Origin of the sequence: Streptomyces sp. NBC_00019 (assembly GCF_045041015.1) — a bacterium.
Classification (GTDB): Bacteria; Actinomycetota; Actinomycetes; order Streptomycetales; family Streptomycetaceae; genus Streptomyces.
The window spans coordinates 2,656,673-2,673,396 of record NZ_CP108302.1 but is presented as its reverse complement, the minus strand read 5'-3'; the positions used below and the strand labels follow the sequence as shown (position 1 = coordinate 2,673,396).

Annotated in this window: 14 protein-coding genes and 1 pseudogene; 9 read left to right on the top strand and 6 right to left on the bottom strand. The window is 70.8% G+C overall.

Annotation, left to right across the window (positions count from 1 at the left end; translation table 11 throughout):
* Positions 1-82: 82 nt before the first annotated feature.
* The gene (locus tag OHU89_RS12795; protein WP_405642482.1) at positions 83-601 is read left to right on the top strand and encodes a SixA phosphatase family protein; all 519 of its coding nucleotides are present in this window, start codon (positions 83-85) and stop codon (positions 599-601) included.
* A gap of 93 nt (positions 602-694) precedes the next feature.
* Here the strand turns inward: OHU89_RS12795 and serB are convergent, their stop codons facing one another.
* Positions 695-1,906 carry a phosphoserine phosphatase SerB gene (gene serB, locus OHU89_RS12790; protein WP_405642480.1) on the bottom strand — a complete coding sequence of 404 codons (1,212 nt, stop codon included), beginning with the start codon at positions 1,904-1,906 and terminating at the stop codon, positions 695-697.
* An 878-nt stretch (positions 1,907-2,784) separates the two neighbouring features.
* Positions 2,785-4,725: pseudogene (locus OHU89_RS12785) on the bottom strand (streptophobe family protein); the annotation flags it as partial.
* A 237-nt stretch (positions 4,726-4,962) separates the two neighbouring features.
* Between OHU89_RS12785 and OHU89_RS12780 the strand changes: the two are divergent.
* On the top strand, positions 4,963-7,506 hold the full coding sequence (locus OHU89_RS12780) for an FHA domain-containing protein (RefSeq protein ID WP_405654465.1): 2,544 nt from the start codon (positions 4,963-4,965) through the stop codon (positions 7,504-7,506).
* A gap of 97 nt (positions 7,507-7,603) precedes the next feature.
* On the opposite strand, the gene OHU89_RS12775 is transcribed toward OHU89_RS12780, so the two are convergent.
* The 3 genes from OHU89_RS12775 to OHU89_RS12765 all read right to left on the bottom strand — a co-directional run bounded on the left by OHU89_RS12775 (position 7,604) and on the right by OHU89_RS12765 (position 10,457).
* On the bottom strand, positions 7,604-8,353 hold the full coding sequence (locus OHU89_RS12775; RefSeq protein WP_405642479.1) for a transglycosylase SLT domain-containing protein: 750 nt from the start codon (positions 8,351-8,353) through the stop codon (positions 7,604-7,606).
* A 314-nt stretch (positions 8,354-8,667) separates the two neighbouring features.
* Positions 8,668-9,765, bottom strand: a complete 1,098-nt coding sequence (locus tag OHU89_RS12770; RefSeq protein WP_405642477.1) for an S-adenosylmethionine:tRNA ribosyltransferase-isomerase — start codon at positions 9,763-9,765, stop codon at positions 8,668-8,670.
* Positions 9,762-10,457: an SDR family NAD(P)-dependent oxidoreductase gene (locus OHU89_RS12765; RefSeq protein ID WP_405642475.1), complete on the bottom strand. Its 696-nt coding sequence runs from the start codon at positions 10,455-10,457 to the stop codon at positions 9,762-9,764. The genes OHU89_RS12770 and OHU89_RS12765 overlap by 4 nt, the downstream gene beginning before the upstream one ends.
* A 188-nt stretch (positions 10,458-10,645) precedes the next feature.
* On the opposite strand from OHU89_RS12765, the gene OHU89_RS12760 reads away from it, so the two are divergent.
* The 4 genes from OHU89_RS12760 (at position 10,646) to OHU89_RS12745 (ending at position 13,260) form a co-directional block, all read left to right on the top strand.
* The gene (locus OHU89_RS12760; RefSeq protein WP_361487600.1) at positions 10,646-11,791 is read left to right on the top strand and encodes a GAF domain-containing sensor histidine kinase; all 1,146 of its coding nucleotides are present in this window, start codon (positions 10,646-10,648) and stop codon (positions 11,789-11,791) included.
* Positions 11,784-12,425 (top strand): response regulator transcription factor, encoded by a 642-nt coding sequence (locus tag OHU89_RS12755; RefSeq protein ID WP_266894329.1) that lies wholly within the window; start codon positions 11,784-11,786, stop codon positions 12,423-12,425. The genes OHU89_RS12760 and OHU89_RS12755 overlap by 8 nt, the downstream gene beginning before the upstream one ends.
* 157 nt (positions 12,426-12,582) lie before the next feature.
* Entirely contained in the window at positions 12,583-12,828 is a 246-nt protein-coding gene (gene chpE, locus OHU89_RS12750; RefSeq protein WP_307032609.1) for a chaplin ChpE, read from the top strand.
* Positions 12,829-13,020: 192 nt separating this feature from the next.
* Positions 13,021-13,260, top strand: coding sequence for a chaplin family protein (locus OHU89_RS12745; protein WP_405642472.1), 240 nt, complete (start codon positions 13,021-13,023; stop codon positions 13,258-13,260).
* Between the two features lie 87 nt (positions 13,261-13,347).
* Here the strand turns inward: OHU89_RS12745 and OHU89_RS12740 are convergent, their stop codons facing one another.
* Positions 13,348-14,136, bottom strand: a complete 789-nt coding sequence (locus OHU89_RS12740; RefSeq protein WP_405642470.1) for a hypothetical protein — start codon at positions 14,134-14,136, stop codon at positions 13,348-13,350.
* A gap of 138 nt (positions 14,137-14,274) precedes the next feature.
* Between OHU89_RS12740 and OHU89_RS12735 the strand changes: the two genes are divergently transcribed.
* The 3 genes from OHU89_RS12735 (at position 14,275) to OHU89_RS12725 (ending at position 16,689) form a co-directional block, all read left to right on the top strand.
* The gene (locus tag OHU89_RS12735) at positions 14,275-15,072 is read left to right on the top strand and encodes an ABC transporter ATP-binding protein (protein WP_266894335.1); all 798 of its coding nucleotides are present in this window, start codon (positions 14,275-14,277) and stop codon (positions 15,070-15,072) included.
* Positions 15,073-15,174: 102 nt separating this feature from the next.
* Positions 15,175-15,609 carry an NfeD family protein gene (locus tag OHU89_RS12730; RefSeq protein ID WP_266894337.1) on the top strand — a complete coding sequence of 145 codons (435 nt, stop codon included), beginning with the start codon at positions 15,175-15,177 and terminating at the stop codon, positions 15,607-15,609.
* A 132-nt stretch (positions 15,610-15,741) separates the two neighbouring features.
* Positions 15,742-16,689, top strand: coding sequence for an SPFH domain-containing protein (locus tag OHU89_RS12725; protein ID WP_046257770.1), 948 nt, complete (start codon positions 15,742-15,744; stop codon positions 16,687-16,689).
* The last annotated feature ends 35 nt before the right edge of the window (positions 16,690-16,724 follow it).

Here is a 16,724-nt window from a genome sequence, read left to right as displayed (position 1 = left end):
TCCTCGACCACCTCCACACACCGGTGGAGCCGCATGTCAACTCCCTGCGCCTTATGGCCTATTTCATGCGAAGCTGGGTCTCATGAGCGTCGCAGAATCCCGCAGGATCGTCCTCTTCCGGCATGCGAAAGCCGACTGGCCACAGGTGACCGACCACGAGCGGCCGCTCGCCGACCGGGGCCGCAAGGATGCCGCAGAAGCCGGACGCAGGCTGGCCGACACCGAAATCCCCTTCGACCTGGCCCTGTGCTCCACCGCGACCCGGACCCGCGAGACCTGGAAGCTTGCCGTGCACGAGTTCGCGCACCGGCCGAAAACCGTCTACGAGGAGCGGGTCTACGAGGCCTCGCCCGGCGAGCTGATCGCCGTGCTCAACGAGACCCCCGACGACGCGCAGAACATCGTCCTGATCGGCCACAATCCGGGCCTGCAGGGCCTCGCCGACATCCTGGCCGGCTCGGCCGAGGGAGATGCCGGCGAGCGGATGAGCCGCCGCGGCTTCCCGGCGGCCGCCTTCGCCGTTCTGTCGTTCACCGGCCCCTGGAAGACGCTGGAGCCGGGCGCGGCCACGCTCCTGGACTACTGGGCACCGTCCGAATGATCCGACCGATGTGAGAACCCTGTGCGAAGGGCCCGGCACCACCGAGGTGCCGGGCCCTTCGCACACCGTACGACGGCTGCCGTACGCGACGGCTCAGCCGATGTCGTCGTGTGTGTCCGCCGCCTCGACCTCTTCGCGGGTCACACCCAGCAGATACAGGACGGTGTCCAGGAACGGCACGTTCACCGCGGTGTGCGCCGCCTCCCGGACCACCGGCTTGGCGTTGAAGGCGACCCCGAGGCCGGCCGCGTTGAGCATGTCCAGGTCGTTGGCGCCGTCGCCGATGGCCACGGTCTGCGCCAGCGGCACCCCCGCCTCGGCGGCGAACCTGCGCAGCAGCCGCGCCTTGCCCGCCCGGTCCACGATCTCGCCCGTGACCCGGCCGGTCAGCTTCCCGTCGACGATCTCCAGGGTGTTGGCCTGGGCGAAGTCCAGCCCGAGGCGTTCCTTGAGGTCGTCGGTGACCTGGGTGAACCCGCCCGAGACGACACCGACCTGGTAGCCGAGGCGCTTGAGCGTACGGATGAGGGTGCGGGCGCCGGGGGTCAGCCGCACCTCGGTGCGCACCTTGTCCACGACCGAGGCGTCGAGCCCTTCGAGGAGGGCCACGCGCGCGTGCAGCGACTGCTCGAAGTCCAGCTCACCGCGCATCGCGGCAGCCGTCACCTCGGCGACCTTGTCCTCGCAGCCGGCGTGCGCGGCGAAGAGCTCGATGACCTCGTCCTGGATGAGCGTCGAGTCGACGTCCATGACGACGAGCCGCTGTGCGCGCCGGTGCAGCCCGGCCGCGACGACGGCGACGTCCACGCCGAGCGCGGCGGCGTCGGTCACCAGGGCGGTCCGCAGGGGCTCGGTCTCCACACCGGACACCGCGAACTCGACCGCGGTCACCGGGTACTTGGCCAGCCGGAAGATACGGTCGATGTTGCCGCCGGCCTTGGTGATCCGGGAGGCGGTCGCGGCGGTGGCCTCCGCGGTGAGCGGATGTCCGAGCACGGTGACGAGGGAACGGCCGAGGCCACGGGGCCGGTTGTCGCCCAGGCCGGAGATGATCTCGGCCTGCATCTTCATCGACTCCGCCCAGCTGTGGACGGTCTTGCGCAGGTCGCCCTCCAACCCGCGCGGCGGCTCGGTCACGAGCGCGCACAACACCATGCGGCCACGGGTGACGACCTGCTCGATGTCGACCACGTCGACGGAGTAGGCGGCGAGAGTGTCGAAGAGTCCGGCTGTGATGCCCGGCCTGTCCTTGCCGAAGATCTTGACGAGAAGAGTGGGGACGTCGGAGGTCTGCGAAGCGCTCATGGTGTACCCACCGTATCCGGCACCCAGTGCCTTCCGCCCCTGAGGTCCGCCTGACGGACAGGGAACACTGAGCGTCGCTCAAGTGGCGGGGGCCTTACGTGGTGGCTACGGCTCTATGGGCACATGTCGGGAGACCGGACCGACCGTTACCGGCCAAGTGGTCGGCGTGCCGGGGGCCGAGGGCGGCGGAGGCCGTGGGGCAGCGGGCGACTCGCCCCCGCCGCCGCGCCCCCGAAACGCCTTCGCCGACCGCCCCGGCTCGCATCACCACGCCCGGATCACCTCCGCCCCTTCGGCCTCCCCGGCGGGGGAGGAGGCGGCGGTGGCGGCGGCGGACCGTCGTCGGGCGTGGACGGCTCGCGCCCCGGGGGCATACGCCGGGGCGGCTTACGCGGCGACCGGGACGGCGGCTCGATCGGGCCCACCACAGTGGGAGCGCCGTACACATCGTCACCGGCAGGAGGCGACTCGTCCTCACCGGCCGGCCGCGCACCCCCGGCAGATGGATCCACCTCGCCCCGCCAGACGCCCTCACCGGGCGGCCGCGCCCCTCGCCCCGGCGGTGCGCTAGAGGACGGTCGACCTTGCCCCGGAGGAGGCGCCCCGGGCCGCCAGGCGCCCTCACTGGGCTGGCCCTCCGGTCCGGTCGGCGCTCCCGAGGGGGAGCGGCCCTGCCCTGGAGGGCGTGTCCCGGGCCGCCAGGCGCCCTCACTCGGCTGGCCCTCCGGTCCGGCAGGTGCTCCCGAGGGGGAGCGGCCCTGCCCCGGAGGGTGTGTCCCGGCCCGCCAGGTGCCCTCGCCGGGCGGAGTCCCCTGCCCCGGCGGTGCTCCCGAAGGTGAGTAGCCCTGCCCGGGGGGAGGCGCCCCCGGTCGCCTGCCGCCTTCCGCGGACTGTGCCCCTCGCCCCGGTGGCCGCCCGTGTCCCGGCGGTGCGCCCCGCGGCGGCCGCGCGTCGGACGGTCGCGCATCCTCCGGATCCCGTAGCTCGTCCGGCACCTGCAGATACGGATTGGTCGCGGGGTTCGGCGGCCGGTACGACGCGCCCGGCGTGTACGGTCCGGACTCGCCGCCCGCGGGCGTCGCCCCGGCCCCGCCTCCGCGCGGCGCACCCCGGGAATCACCCGTGTACGGATCCGCCCCCGACGCTCCTGGATACGGCGTCGCTCCCGACGCCGCGGCATACGGCGCCCCCCGCGGAGGCCCCACGTGCGGCGCCGAACCGGACTCGCCCGGGTACCGCCCGGGTGCCCCTGGATACGCCCCGGCCCCGCCCGCATACGGCGGCTGCCCAGCGTCCGGCACCCCGTTCCCCGGAACCCCGCCCACGCCACTCAGTGCCAGCGGCGCCGCCCGGCTCCCCGCCGCCCCGGTCGCACGGGCGAGCAGCGCCCCGACGGCGCCCGCACCCGCTCCCCACAGGGCGCCGAGGAGCAGCGCCATACCGAGCTGTCCGTGCAGTTCGATCCCGGCGCCGAACGCGTCGAAGCCCAGCACCGACAGCGAGGCGTTCACGGACACCTCCGTCAGCCAGGCGAGCAACGGCAACGCCACCGCCGTCACGACCCCCAGCCGCAAAGCACAGCGCCCGGCGAAACCGAGGGCACCCGGATCCCGTACCTGCGCACTCCCCGCGCCGCCCCCTGAGCCCCGTACGCCCGCCGGACCGCCGACACCGCCACCGGCCTGGGCCGACCCCGGGACAGGCACCCCCACCGGCGTCCGCACCGCCGTCAGCACCCCCGCCAGCAGCAGCATCATCGCCGCCGCGACCCCCAGCAGCCACACCCGTCCGTCCAGCTCCGCCAGCCGCGACAGCGACACGGACTGGTCGCGCTCGGAGCTCAGGAGGTCGTCCAGGGGGTCCGGGAGGAAGCCGGCCAGCGGACCGGTCGCCCGGCCGTCCCACGGCACGAACAGGCCGATCGGGATGCCCAGCCAGGTGCCGTTGGGCGTGCCCAGCAGCGCCGCGCCCGCGATCCGCTTCGGATGGTCGTCGCCGATCGAGGCGTACGCCGCCGCGGCGAGCCCCGCCGCCACGGCGACCAGAAGGACGGCCACGAGGGCGGACACCGCCGGGCGGACGACGCGATGCACCGCTTCCCAGCCGCGGGGCAACGGCGTGCGGCGCGAGGCCAGGAGCGCGATCAGCAGGACGCCCGCCGACCAGACCAGGCCCCCGAGCAGCGTCGGCACCGTGTCCACCGTGAAGCCGACCGCCGCCTTCGCGTCGACCAGGTCGCCGATCTGGTCCGGGAGCAGTCCGCCGATGTCCCCGACATCGCCGAGTCCCGGGATCTCCAGACCCCCGCCCCCTCCGCCGCCGCCGGGCAGCTCGTCGAGGCCGAGTGCGCTGCCGTCGATCGTGATGACGTCGTGACCCGCCCAGGCCAGCCCGCCCAGCGTGGCCACGAAGAGCGCGACCACCGCACCCGCGCGCACGAGGAGTTCGGCCGGTGCGACGACAACTCCGGCCGCCCGTAAGGACCGTAGGAAGAACCATGACAAAAGGAGCGCACCGACCAGGCCGACGCCCAATGGCGTGATCTCGATGGCCGTCGCCGCCTGCGCGCCCGTCAGTCCGAAAGCGGACACATCGCCGGACGGTGTCACCGAACCACCCGCCCCAAGTGCCACTACCGCCGCGGTCATCGGGCCCAGCGATGCCGCCGAGTCGGCCTCCAGCAGGTGCAGGCCGAGTGCGGCGACGCCCGCCATCCCGATCAACGCCCAGCTCACGGCGGCGATCGCGGACAGCAGGATGTCTCCCCACGGCAACTTCGAGCCGTGCTTGGTGGTGTCGACGCCCATGGACGCACTCATGGCAGACCCCCCGATCCGCGGTGCGGCGATCGCCGCGCATGTCCCCCTCGCGTGGATTACCACTCTCCGGGTCGGTTTCAACCCCGTCAACGGAACCGGTCGAAGCGTGTGCGCGTGGTCTTCACAAGGCCCGACTTTCGGTCAGGGGGCAGAGCCTGAAATAGTTCCCGACGATGTTCGACATCCCTAGACTCCCTGTGTTGGGGGTAACTCGGGGGACTACTCATGGGGCATGGAGTGCCGGAACTCGTACTGGAATTGAATGGACGTACCTGGACGCTAGACGTGTCCAGGCCCTACACCCTCGGACGCGATCCGCAGGGTGACATCGTGCTCGACGACGCCAGGGTGTCCTGGAGGCACGCCACGATCAGCTGGAGCGGCCGTAGTTGGGTCATCGAGGACCACGGCTCCACCAACGGCACCTTCGTGCAGGGCCAGCGGATCCACCAGCTGGAGCTCGGCCCCGGCTCGGCGGTGCACCTGGGCAACGCGACCGACGGCCCGCGGGTGAGCCTCTCCGGCACCGCGGCCCCGGCCGCGCAGCCTCAGCAGCAGCCGTACGCCGCCCAGGGCGCTCAGGGCGGGGGAGCTCAGGCCGCTCCGGCCGCGAACCCGGGCTGGGCGCAGCAGACACCGCAGCACCAGCAGGCCCCGCAGGCCGGCTGGCAGCAGCCGCAGCAGCAGCCCTCTGCCGGGAAGGTTCCGCAGCAGCAGGGTCCCGGCGTCGGCGCGGGGGCGCCGCCGGTCTACGGCGACCGCAGCCCGACCACGTTCCACCAGTTCTCGATCGGCCGCGTGATGCGGATCGGTCGTGCCCTGGAGAACGAACTGGTCGTCTCCGACCTGCAGGTCTCCCGTCATCACGCCGAGTTCCACTCGACGCCCGACGGGCGCATGGAGATCCGCGACCTGGGCTCGCACAACGGCACCTACGTCAACGGTCAGCCGATCGCCAAGGGCGGCTCGATCCTGCTCGGCCCGACGGACATCGTCGGTGTCGGTCACTCGACGTTCCGGATCGTGGGCGACCGCCTCGAGGAGTTCGTCGACACCGGTGAGGTCTCCTTCTCGGCCCGCCATCTGACCGTCACGGTCGACGGCGGCAAGCAGATCCTCAAGGACGTCTCCTTCGGCGTCCCGGAGAAGTCGCTGATCGCGGTCATCGGACCGTCCGGTTCCGGCAAGTCGACGCTGCTCAAGGCACTGACGGGCTACCGGCCCGCCAACCAGGGCGACGTCCTCTACGACAACCGGAACCTCTACAAGCAGTTCGCCGAACTGCGCCAGCGCATCGGTCTGGTCCCGCAGGACGACATCCTGCACAAGGAACTGACCGTCAAGAAGGCCCTGAAGTACGCGGCCAAGCTCCGTTTCCCCGCCGACACCACCGGCGCCGAGCGCGACGCCCGTATCGACGAGGTACTGCGCGAGCTGAAGCTGGACATCCACAAGGAGAAGAAGGTCACCTCCCTCTCCGGTGGCCAGCGCAAGCGTGTCTCCGTGGCCCTGGAGCTGCTCACCAAGCCGTCGCTGATCTTCCTGGACGAGCCCACGTCGGGCCTCGACCCGGGCATGGACCGCGATGTCATGCAGCTGCTGCGCGGTCTCGCCGACGACGGCCGTACGGTCCTCGTCGTCACCCACTCGGTGGCCGAGCTGGCGATCTGCGACAAACTCCTCGTGATGGCTCCCGGCGGTGCGGTCGCCTACTTCGGCCCGCCCGAGGAGGCGCTGAACTTCTTCGGCTACGACACCTGGGCCGACGTCTTCTCCGCCTTCGAGAACTACCGCGACTACGACTGGGCGGGACGCTGGAAGGGCTCGCAGCACTACCAGATGTACGCCGCGGACATCGACGCGATTGCGCCGCAGTCCGTACAGATGCCGCCGATGCAGGCGATGCGGCCGCCGAAGCCACAGGGCTGGCTGTCCCAGTTCAGCACTCTCGTGCGCCGCTACACCTCGGTGATCGCCTCGGACAAGGGCTTCCTGGCCCTGACGATCATCCTGCCGCTCGTTCTCGGCTCGGTGAGCCTGCTCATCGACCAGGGCAAGGACCTCCTGGTCAACACGGAGATCAACCCGACGACCAAGCTGCCCGTCGCCAACGGCACGGCCCTCACCGTCCTGCTGATCCTCGCGGTGGGCGCCTGCTTCGCCGGAGCCGCCAACTCCGTCCGTGAGCTGATCAAGGAACGGGTCATCTACGAGCGGGAGCGCGCGACCGGCCTGTCCCGTTCCGCGTACCTGATGTCCAAGGTGTTCGTGCTCGGCGTGGTCACCGTGCTGCAGGGCCTGATGGTCGGCGTCATCGGCTTCTCCAGCCGCACCCTCCCCGACGAGGGCCTGATCCTGCGCAGCCAGATTCTCCTGGAACTGTGCATTCCGATCATGGCGCTGGGCTTCACCGCGATGATGTTCGGTCTGATCATCTCGGCCCTGGTGAAGACCGCCGAGAAGACCATGCCGCTCCTGGTCATGTTCGCGATCGTCCAGGTCGTCTTCACCGGCTGCCTGTTCCCGCTGTCCGGCTCGGTCGGCGTCAACGAGCTCTCGTACCTGATGCCGTCGCGCTGGGCGGTCGCCGCCGCGGGTGCCACGCTGGACTTCAACAAGATCAGCCCGCCCGCCAAGGGCGAGAGCAACGACCCGCTGTGGGAGCACACCGTCGGCGCCTGGGGCATGGACATGCTCGCCCTGATCGTCCTCGGCGTGATCTGCGGCTTCTTCGTGGCCCGCTTCCTGCGCCGCCACGAGCCCGAGGTCATGCGCAAGTAGTCGTGATCTGTACGACGCCGAAGGGCGGCACCCCGGTGGGGGCGCCGCCCTTCGGCGTGCTGCGCCTTAGGCAGGCGTACGAGAGGTCCGCGCAGCCTCAGTACGCGCCGTTGACGTTGTCGATCGAGCCGTACTTGTCGGCGGCGTAGTTGGCGCTGGCGACGATGTTGGCGACCGGGTCGTACTGGCTGAAGGGGGTGCCGGAGACGTGGTACGCGTCGAAGGTCGGCTTGATGATCTGCAGCAGACCGATCGACGGGGTGCCGTTGACGGCGTTGACGTCCCAGTTGTTGATCGCGTTCGGGTTGCCCGAGGACTCCCGGATGATGTTGCGGTACAGACCGTTGTAGGTACCCGGGATGCCCTTGGACTTCATGATGTCCAGGGACTCCTTGATCCAGCCGTCGAGGTTGTTCGCGTAGGTCTTCGTGGCGGCGGCCTTGACCGTGGCGCGCTTGGCGGACCGGCTCGCGGCCGCCTTCGCCTTGCGCTCCTGCTCGGCCTTCTTCTTGGCCGCGGCCTCGGCGGCCGCCTTCTTCTTCGCGGCGGCCTCGGAGGCGGCCTTGGCGGCGGCCTTCTTCGCGGTTGCGGCCTTCTTCGCGGCTGCGGCCTCGGCGGCCTGGGTCTGCAGGCTGGTGGCGGCGAGCTGCTCGGTCACGTCCGACCGGAGGCCCTTGAACTGCTCGGAGCTGTACGCGACCTTGGCCGAGGCGGCCTCGCTCGTGGTCGTCTCCGCGTTGCTGGGAACCGCGGAGAACGCGAGGGCGGCGGCGCCGAGCGTGGCGACACCGGCGATGGCGACCTTGTGGCGCTTGGTCAGCGCGCGACTGTGGCTCTTCTTCGACATGCGGATGGACCTCTTCGAATAGCGCGGAGGTCGCTCCTCGTCCGGCGGGGGACACCGGTGCTTCCGGCACCCGGTACTTCCGGCACGAACGCCGCGGGCGGAACCCGCGGCGCTGAGCGACGGCTGCCATTCTTAGCGGCCGCAAAAATGTGTGGCAAAGGTGTGACGTACGATCCGGGGTAGTGGATCGGGGAAGGGCAAAACGGGACAGACGGGAGCGTCTTCCCCGCTCACCGGGGGCCGGTTTATCTCCTATCCACCTTCGTACGTGATGTGCGCCCTATGTGCGGGCTCACATCGGAGGCGTAACAGTCTCACCAGCAGTTGCGCCAGCAATGCTCTGTGTGAGGGCCGTCCTCCGGGAGGAGGAGATGCACGTCCCCGAACTCGTGCCACAGGTACAGCCCGCGCAGCGCCTCCGTATAGGCGCGGTCGATCGCCGCCCGCCCGGCCACCGCCTCCAGCATCAGCAGATGCGAGGCCTCCGGCTCGTGCAGCCCGGTCAGCAGCCCGTCCACCACGCGCACCCCGCGCTCCGGGGTCACCACGAGGTCCGTCCACCCTTCACGCGCGCGTACGGCCCCGTCGCTGCCGGCCGCCGACTCCACGGCCCGTACGGCGGTCGTCCCGACGGCGATCACCCGGCCGTCCCCGGCCTTCACGGCGTTGATCAGCCGCGCCGACGCCGCCGGCACCGCGAACCGCTCCGGGTACGGCGCCTCGTGCGCCTCCGCCGACGCCACCCCGGTATGCAGCGTGACCGGAGCGAACTGCACCCCCCGGCTCACCAGCTCCGCCACCAGCCGCGCCGTGAAGGGCCGAGCGGCACTCGGCATCTCCGCACTGCCGGTCCCGTCGGGGGAGGGCAGCGCGAACACCGTCTGATAGACGGAGAGGGGCTGGTCGCGCTCGGTGTAGGAGTAACGGATGGGCCGCCCGTACTCCCGCAACAGCCCGACGATCCGGGCTCCGCCCCCGGCCCCCGACACTCGCGCCCACCACAGCCGCCCGCTCGCCGCGCTCAGCGGCTCCTCCAGGCGCAGCCGCACACCCCCGGGCAACCGCACCTCCGTACCCGCGGGGCCGCCCGCACGCGCACGCGTGGTGCCCCGCTCGTCGGGATCCCGCAGCTCGACCGCCCACCGTCCGTCGTCCCCGCGCGTGGAGAAGTGCACCACCACGCGTGCGTGCCCGATCCGCCCACCCACGGCCGCGGCCAGCGTCGGCGACGTGTTGACGACGAGCAGGTCCCCGGCCCGCAGCAGCCGCGGCAGCTCCGCGAAGGCACGGTGCGACACCTCGGTGCCGCGCGACACCAGCAGCCGTACGGCGTCCCGGTCCAGCCCCGGCCCACGCTGCTCGACCGGGATCCGCGCGGACAGCTCCTCCGGGACGTGCAGGGCCGTCGTCACCGCTCCTCCACCAGCGCGGGCGCGGTGTACCGGCCGCTCGCCGGCCGCTCGTCCAGCAGCCGCAGGAAGCCGGGGACCACGTCGGCCGGGTCGGGCCGCGGGCCGTCGTCGTCCGGTACGGCCGCCGCGTACAGTTCCGTGGCCATGTCCCCGGGGTCGACCGCCCAGACCCGCAGCCCGGGCTCCTCCTCGCCCAGCACCGCCACGAGGTGGTCCAGGGCCGCCTTCGACGCCCCGTAGCCGCCCCAGGTCTCGTAGGCCTCGGCGGCCGCGTCCGAGCTGACCGCGATCACCGACCCGATCCCGGACGCCCGCAGCAGCGGCAACGCCTCCTGGACCAGGCCCAGCGCGGCCACGACGTTCACTTCCAGAGCCCGCCGCAGCCCCTCCAGCGGCAACTCGTCCAGCCGTACGAGCGGCTCGGCGCCCAGCGCGCTGGCATTGCTCACCACCAGATCGACCCCGCCGAACCGCCACGCGGCCGCCACCAGCCCAGCCCGGTGCCCGGCATCCGTGACGTCCCCCGGCAGTGCCGTCACGCGCGCGCCGTACTTCTCCAGCCCCTCGGCCACCTCCCGAAGGGCCTCCGCGCCTCTGGCGTCGAGCACCAGATCCCAGCCGCGCGCGGCCAGCGCCTCGGCGAGCGCCCGCCCCAGACCCTTCGAGGCCCCCGTGATGATCGCTACCGACATGACCACGTCCCCTTGTCGCTCTCGACGCCTTCCGATCGGCGTGATCCCAACGTAGGAACCGCACGGGCCCAGCCGCGTCGGACGCGGGTCGCGAGACGGCGGGGCCCTTTGCCCTAGGCCCACCGCCCTAGGCGACCGCCGCCACAGGTCCGATACGGACTGTCACACCCCGCCGGTACCGTGAGGACATGAGTCAAGGACCCAGGTCCGGCCTCGCAGCGGTGAGCTCCGCGCTGCTGGCCATGAGCAGGCATCTCGAGGTGCGCGACGTCCTCAAGACGATCGTCGCCTCGGCCCGCGAGCTGCTCGACGCGCAGTACGCGGCGCTCGGTGTCCCGGACGACCACGGAGGCTTCGCCCAGTTCGTGGTCGACGGCGTCAGCGACCAGCAGTGGAAGGCCATCGGCCCGCTCCCGCGCCAGCACGGCATCCTCGCCGCGATGCTGCAGGAGGCGAAGGTCGAACGCCTCGCCGACGTGCGCAAGGACCCCCGCTTCGAGGGCTGGCCCTCGGCCCACCCCGACATGTCCGACTTCCTGGGCCTGCCCATCCGCGACGGCGACGAGGTCATCGGCGCGCTCTTCCTGGCCAACAAGAACTGCCCGAAACCCGACGGCAGCTGCGGCTTCACCGCGGAGGACGAGGAACTGCTGTCCATCCTCGCCCAGCACGCCGCGATCGCCCTGACCAACGCCAGGCTGTACGAACGCAGCCGCGAACTGACCATCGCCGAGGAACGCTCCCGCCTGGCGCACGAACTGCACGACGCGGTCGCCCAGAAACTCTTCTCCCTGCGCCTCACCGCACAAGCCGCCGCCGCCCTCGTCGACCGCGACCCTTCACGCGCCAAGGGCGAGCTGCAACAGGTCGCCGCGCTCGCCGCCGAGGCCGCGGACGAACTGCGCGCCGCCGTCGTGGAGCTGCGCCCCGCGGCCCTCGACGAGGACGGCCTCATCGCCACCCTCCGCACCCAGGTCCACGTCCTCGACCGCGCCCACACCGCGCACGTGACCTTCGACAGCTGTGGCGTCCGCGCCCTGCCCGCCTCCCAGGAGGAGGCCGTCCTGCGTGTCGCCCAGGAGGCCCTGCACAACGCCCTGCGGCACTCCGGAGCCGAACAGGTCGACGTGACGCTGGCCCGGCGCGACGGCGGAGTCGTGCTGCGGGTCACCGACGACGGCAGCGGCTTCGACCCGCAGCAGACCCGCCGCGCGGGCCGTCACCTCGGACTGGTCTCCATGCGGGACCGGGCCGGCGGGGTCGGCGGCGCGCTGACCGTGGAATCGGCGCCCGGCAAGGGCACCACGATCGAGATGGAGGTCCCTGGTGGCTGACGCAATCAAGGTGCTGCTCGTCGACGACCACCAGGTGGTCCGCCGCGGACTGCGTACCTTCCTCGAAGTGCAGGACGACATCGAGGTCGTCGGCGAGGCCGCCGACGGCGCCGAAGGAGTCGCCCGCGCCGAGGAACTCAAACCCGACGTCGTCCTCATGGACGTCAAGATGCCGGGCATGGACGGCGTCGACGCGCTGCGCAAGCTCCGCGAACTGAACAACCCCGCGCGCGTGCTGATCGTCACCAGCTTCACCGAACAGCGCACGGTGGTCCCGGCGCTGCGCGCGGGCGCCGCGGGGTACGTCTACAAGGACGTCGACCCCGACGCCCTCGCCGGCGCCATCCGCTCCGTCCACGCCGGGCACATCCTGCTCCAGCCGGAGGTCGCGGGCGCGCTGCTCTCCCAGGAGGAGGCCAACAACGGCCAGGGAAGGGGTGGCTCGCTCACGGAACGCGAGCGCGAGGTCCTCAGCCTGATAGCGGACGGCCGCTCGAACCGCGAGATCGCCCGCGCCCTCGTCCTGTCCGAGAAGACCGTCAAGACCCATGTCTCGAACATCCTGATGAAACTCGACCTGGCGGACCGCACACAGGCCGCACTGTGGGCGGTACGTCATGGAGTGACCGGTTGATCCATAGGACGCACGGCAATACGGAGGGTTCCGCTCCGGACTGAGATTCATACCGTCGTGGGAATGTCCCCCGGATGGCGCATCCTTCGTGGATCTCCACCGTTCTCCAGTGCGTGCCGCGGCGACTGCCGCGGCGATCGCTAGGAGGGGCTCAGAAGTGAAGAACCTGAAGAAGGTAGCGGCCGTGACGATGGTGGCCGGCGGGCTGGTCGCCGCTGGTGCCGGTATGGCCTCCGCCACCGACGGCTCGCACGCCGACGGCAAGGCCGTGGGCTCGCCCGGCGTCATCTCGGGCAACCTCGTCCAGGCCCCGGTGCACGTTCCGGTGAACGCGGTCGGCAACAGCGTGAACGTCATCGGTGTGCTGAACCCGGCGTTCGGCAACCTGGGCATCAACCGCTGACCTCCGCCCCGGAGCGGCAGTGACCTCCGGCCTCCCAGGCACTCACTCCTGGGGGGCCGGTCAGTTTGTCGGCCCAATGATCCGAACGTGCAGTCGCGGTCCACTTTCCGTACCGTTCCCGCACGCTTCCGCGTTGATCAGCGCACGACCCGCGGCCGGGTCGGACACGCATACGCAGGAGGAACGCTTCTCTTGAACCTCGCCAAGAAGGCTGCCGTGGCCCTCACCGTCGCCGGTATCGCCACGGGTGCCGCTGCCGGTGCCGCTGTCGCCGACGCGGGTGCCGACGGCACGGCCGTGAAGTCGCCGGGCGTCGCCTCGGGCAACCTGGTCCAGGTTCCCGTCCACGTCCCCGTCAACGTCGTCGGCAACGCGGTCGACTTCATCGGCCTGCTCAACCCCGCCTTCGGCAACCAGGGCGTGAACGACTGACGTCGGATCCTGACCGACAAGGGGCTCCGCGAGTCAAGGACGATTCGCGGGGTCCTTTTGTTGTGTGCACCCACCCCGCCGCACCTGCTACCGCACGCCCCGCTCCCGCTCCTCCACATACGCGTTGTACGCGGCGACCTGTGCCCGCCGAGCCGTCCGCTCGACAGGCCGCAACGCCTCGGAGCGCGCCGCCATCTCGCCGGCGCTCACCGCGCCCCCATGCCCGTTCTCGTAAGCCACGGAGATCAACAGCCCCACCCGCTGCGCAAGCTCCAGCACCCGCACCGCCCGAGGCGGATAGCCCGGCGCAAGGACCTCCCGCCCCCGCTCGGACCGAGCCCGATACGCATCGACCGCCGCCGCGGCCACCGGCCCGGACCCGGCCACATCCAGCCGCGTCAGAACATCCGTCGCCTCCCGCAACGCCTCCGCCAGCTCCCGCTCCGCCTCGCCCAGGGACGGCACATCCGCGGGCGGCGCCTCCCGCACCGGGAGCACCTGCCACACCACCTCGACATGCACATCACCGGACGGCCCGGCCTCGTACACCTCCGGCACCAACCCGAGCGCGGCCCCGTGGCAGATCACCGCCTCCTCGGCCTCCAACGCCCGCGCATTGAACTCCGGCGGCCCACTCAGCCCAAGCGGATGCCCAGGCGCGGGCAGCGCGATGCGCAACCCCGTCACCCCGAGCGCCCGCAACCGCCCGAGCGCGAGTGTGAGCCCGACGGGCGCCGACTCGCCCGGCAGCCCCTCCACCCGGTGCACGGCGTCGTCACCCACCATCGCGAGCACGGCGTCGTCAGGCGAGACAAGTCCGGCAAGAAGGCCATTTCCCCAAGCGGCAAGGCGGCCAGAGCGTGGTTCCGAGAGCATGACCCCACCCTAAGGACCGGACCGATGGAATGGACCGGCCGACCGGTGGCGTAGATTTCGTCGAGGGCTGCGCTCAAACGCGCACGCGACAGCCGAGACGCCGACGCCGGTCAGATTGCAAGGGGAGACAACGCGCTCATGAGCGATGTTCTGGAGCTTGAGGACGTATCCGTGGTCCGTGAGGGCCGGGCTCTGGTGGACCAGGTCTCCTGGTCGGTCAAGGAGGGCGAGCGCTGGGTCATCCTCGGCCCCAACGGCGCCGGCAAGACCACCCTCCTGAACGTCGCCTCCAGCTACGTCTACCCCAGCAAGGGCACCGCGACGATCCTCGGCGAGACCCTCGGCAAGCCCGGCACCGACGTCTTCGAGCTCCGCCCGCGCATCGGCGTGGCCGGCATCGCCATGGCCGACAAGCTCCCCAAGCGCCAGACCGTCCTGGAGACCGTGCTGACGGCCGCGTACGGCATGACGGCCACCTGGCAGGAAGACTACGACGAGATCGACGAGCAGCGCGCCCGCGCCTTCCTCGACCGTCTCGGCATGAGCGACTACCTGGAGCGCAAGTTCGGCACGCTCTCCGAGGGCGAGCGCAAGCGCACCCTCATCGCCCGCGCCCTGATGACCGACCCCGAGCTGCTGCTCCTCGACGAGCCCGCCGCCGGCCTCGACCTCGGCGGCCGCGAGGACCTCGTACGCCGACTCGGCCGTCTCGCCCGCGACCCGATCGCCCCCTCGATGCTGATGGTCACCCATCACGTGGAGGAGATCGCCCCCGGCTTCACCCACGTCCTCATGATCCGCCAGGGCCAGGTCCTCGCCGCGGGTCCGCTGGAGCTCGAACTCACCTCCCGCAACCTCTCCCTCTGCTTCGGCCTCCCGCTCGTCGTCGAGCAGGTCGGCGAGCGCTGGACGGCACAGGGCCTGCCGATGTCCTGAGCCCTTCTCACCGTCACAGCAAGGGAGTTCACGAGTAAGAACCCCGTGCAGACCCGGACTGCGCCCTGTCCGCGGCGGGACCTGCGGAACTACCATGACCACGTGAACGACATCGACGCATGGGTGTGGTGGCTCATCGGCGCGGCAGGCCTCGGCATCCCGCTCGTGGTCACGGCCATGCCGGAGTTCGGAATGCTCGCCGTGGGCGCCGTCGCGGCCGCGATCATGGCCGGGCTCGGCTTCGACATGGTGGTCCAGGTCCTCGTCTTCGCCGTCGTCTCGGTGGCCCTCATCGCCGTCGTACGACCCGTCGCGGCGAGGCATCGCGCACAGCGGCCCCAACTCGCCACAGGTATCGAGGCGTTGAAGGGGAAACAGGCCGTAGTGCTGGAGCGCGTCGACGGCACCGGCGGCGGCCGGATCAAGCTCTCCGGAGAGGTCTGGTCAGCCCGCGCTCTCGACACCGACCGTGCCTACGAAGTAGGTCAGGAAGTGGACGTCGTGGACATCGAGGGGGCCACGGCGATCATCATGTGACCTCGCACGATGCAAGTGGCGCGAACACCCCCCGAGGCACACGACGGTCTGTCAGACTCGACCAGCAAGATCTTCAACAACCATAAGATCTTCCGAAAGCGCCGAGGCGGAGAGAGGTACGGGGAAGCGACGATGGAACCGGTCATCATCGTTTTGATCATTCTGGTGGTGTTGGTCTTCATCGCCTTGATCAAGACCATCCAAGTCATCCCACAGGCCAGCGCCGCGATCGTCGAGCGCTTTGGCCGCTACACGCGGACACTCAACGCGGGCCTCAACATCGTCGTCCCGTTCATCGACACCATCCGCAACCGCATCGACCTGCGTGAACAGGTCGTCCCGTTCCCGCCGCAGCCGGTGATCACCCAGGACAACCTGGTCGTCAACATCGACACGGTCATCTACTACCAGGTGACCGACGCGAGGGCCGCGACCTACGAAGTCGCCAGCTACATCCAGGCAATTGAGCAGCTGACGGTCACCACGCTCCGCAACATCATCGGTGGCATGGACCTCGAGCGCACCCTGACCTCCCGCGAGGAGATCAACGCGGCCCTGCGCGGCGTCCTCGACGAGGCGACGGGCAAGTGGGGCATCCGGGTCAACCGCGTGGAGCTGAAGGCCATCGAGCCCCCTACCTCCATCCAGGACTCGATGGAGAAGCAGATGCGCGCCGACCGGGACAAGCGCGCCGCGATCCTCACGGCGGAAGGCACGCGCCAGGCGGCCATCCTCACCGCCGAGGGTGAGAAGCAGTCCCAGATCCTCCGCGCGGAAGGCGAGGCCAAGGCCGCGGCCCTGCGCGCAGAGGGCGAAGCCCAGGCCGTCCGCACGGTCTTCGAGGCCATCCACGCCGGCGACCCCGACCAGAAGCTCCTCTCCTACCAGTACCTCCAGATGCTCCCCAAGATCGCCGAAGGCGACGCCAACAAGCTCTGGATCGTCCCCAGCGAAATCGGCGACGCCCTCAAGGGCCTCTCCGGCGCCATGGGCAACTTCGGCAACCTGGGCGGCGGTTCAGGAGGCGGCGGCCAGGGCAACGGCGGATCGGAACGCCGGGAGAAGCCGTCGATCGACTGACGCGAAGTTTCGGGTACGACAATGGGGCTCGCCTT

What these genes read in the sequence shown, in the direction of transcription:
- OHU89_RS12795 (WP_405642482.1), top strand. Translation starts at nt 83, where the DNA reads ATGAGCGTCGCAGAATCCCGCAGGATCGTCCTCTTCCGGCATGCGAAA.
- serB (WP_405642480.1), bottom strand. Translation starts at nt 1,906, where the DNA reads ATGAGCGCTTCGCAGACCTCCGACGTCCCCACTCTTCTCGTCAAGATC.
- OHU89_RS12775 (WP_405642479.1), bottom strand. Translation starts at nt 8,353, where the DNA reads ATGTCGAAGAAGAGCCACAGTCGCGCGCTGACCAAGCGCCACAAGGTC.
- OHU89_RS12765 (WP_405642475.1), bottom strand. Translation starts at nt 10,457, where the DNA reads ATGTCGGTAGCGATCATCACGGGGGCCTCGAAGGGTCTGGGGCGGGCG.
- OHU89_RS12760 (WP_361487600.1), top strand. Translation starts at nt 10,646, where the DNA reads ATGAGTCAAGGACCCAGGTCCGGCCTCGCAGCGGTGAGCTCCGCGCTG.
- OHU89_RS12740 (WP_405642470.1), bottom strand. Translation starts at nt 14,136, where the DNA reads ATGCTCTCGGAACCACGCTCTGGCCGCCTTGCCGCTTGGGGAAATGGC.
- OHU89_RS12735 (WP_266894335.1), top strand. Translation starts at nt 14,275, where the DNA reads ATGAGCGATGTTCTGGAGCTTGAGGACGTATCCGTGGTCCGTGAGGGC.
- OHU89_RS12725 (WP_046257770.1), top strand. Translation starts at nt 15,742, where the DNA reads ATGGAACCGGTCATCATCGTTTTGATCATTCTGGTGGTGTTGGTCTTC.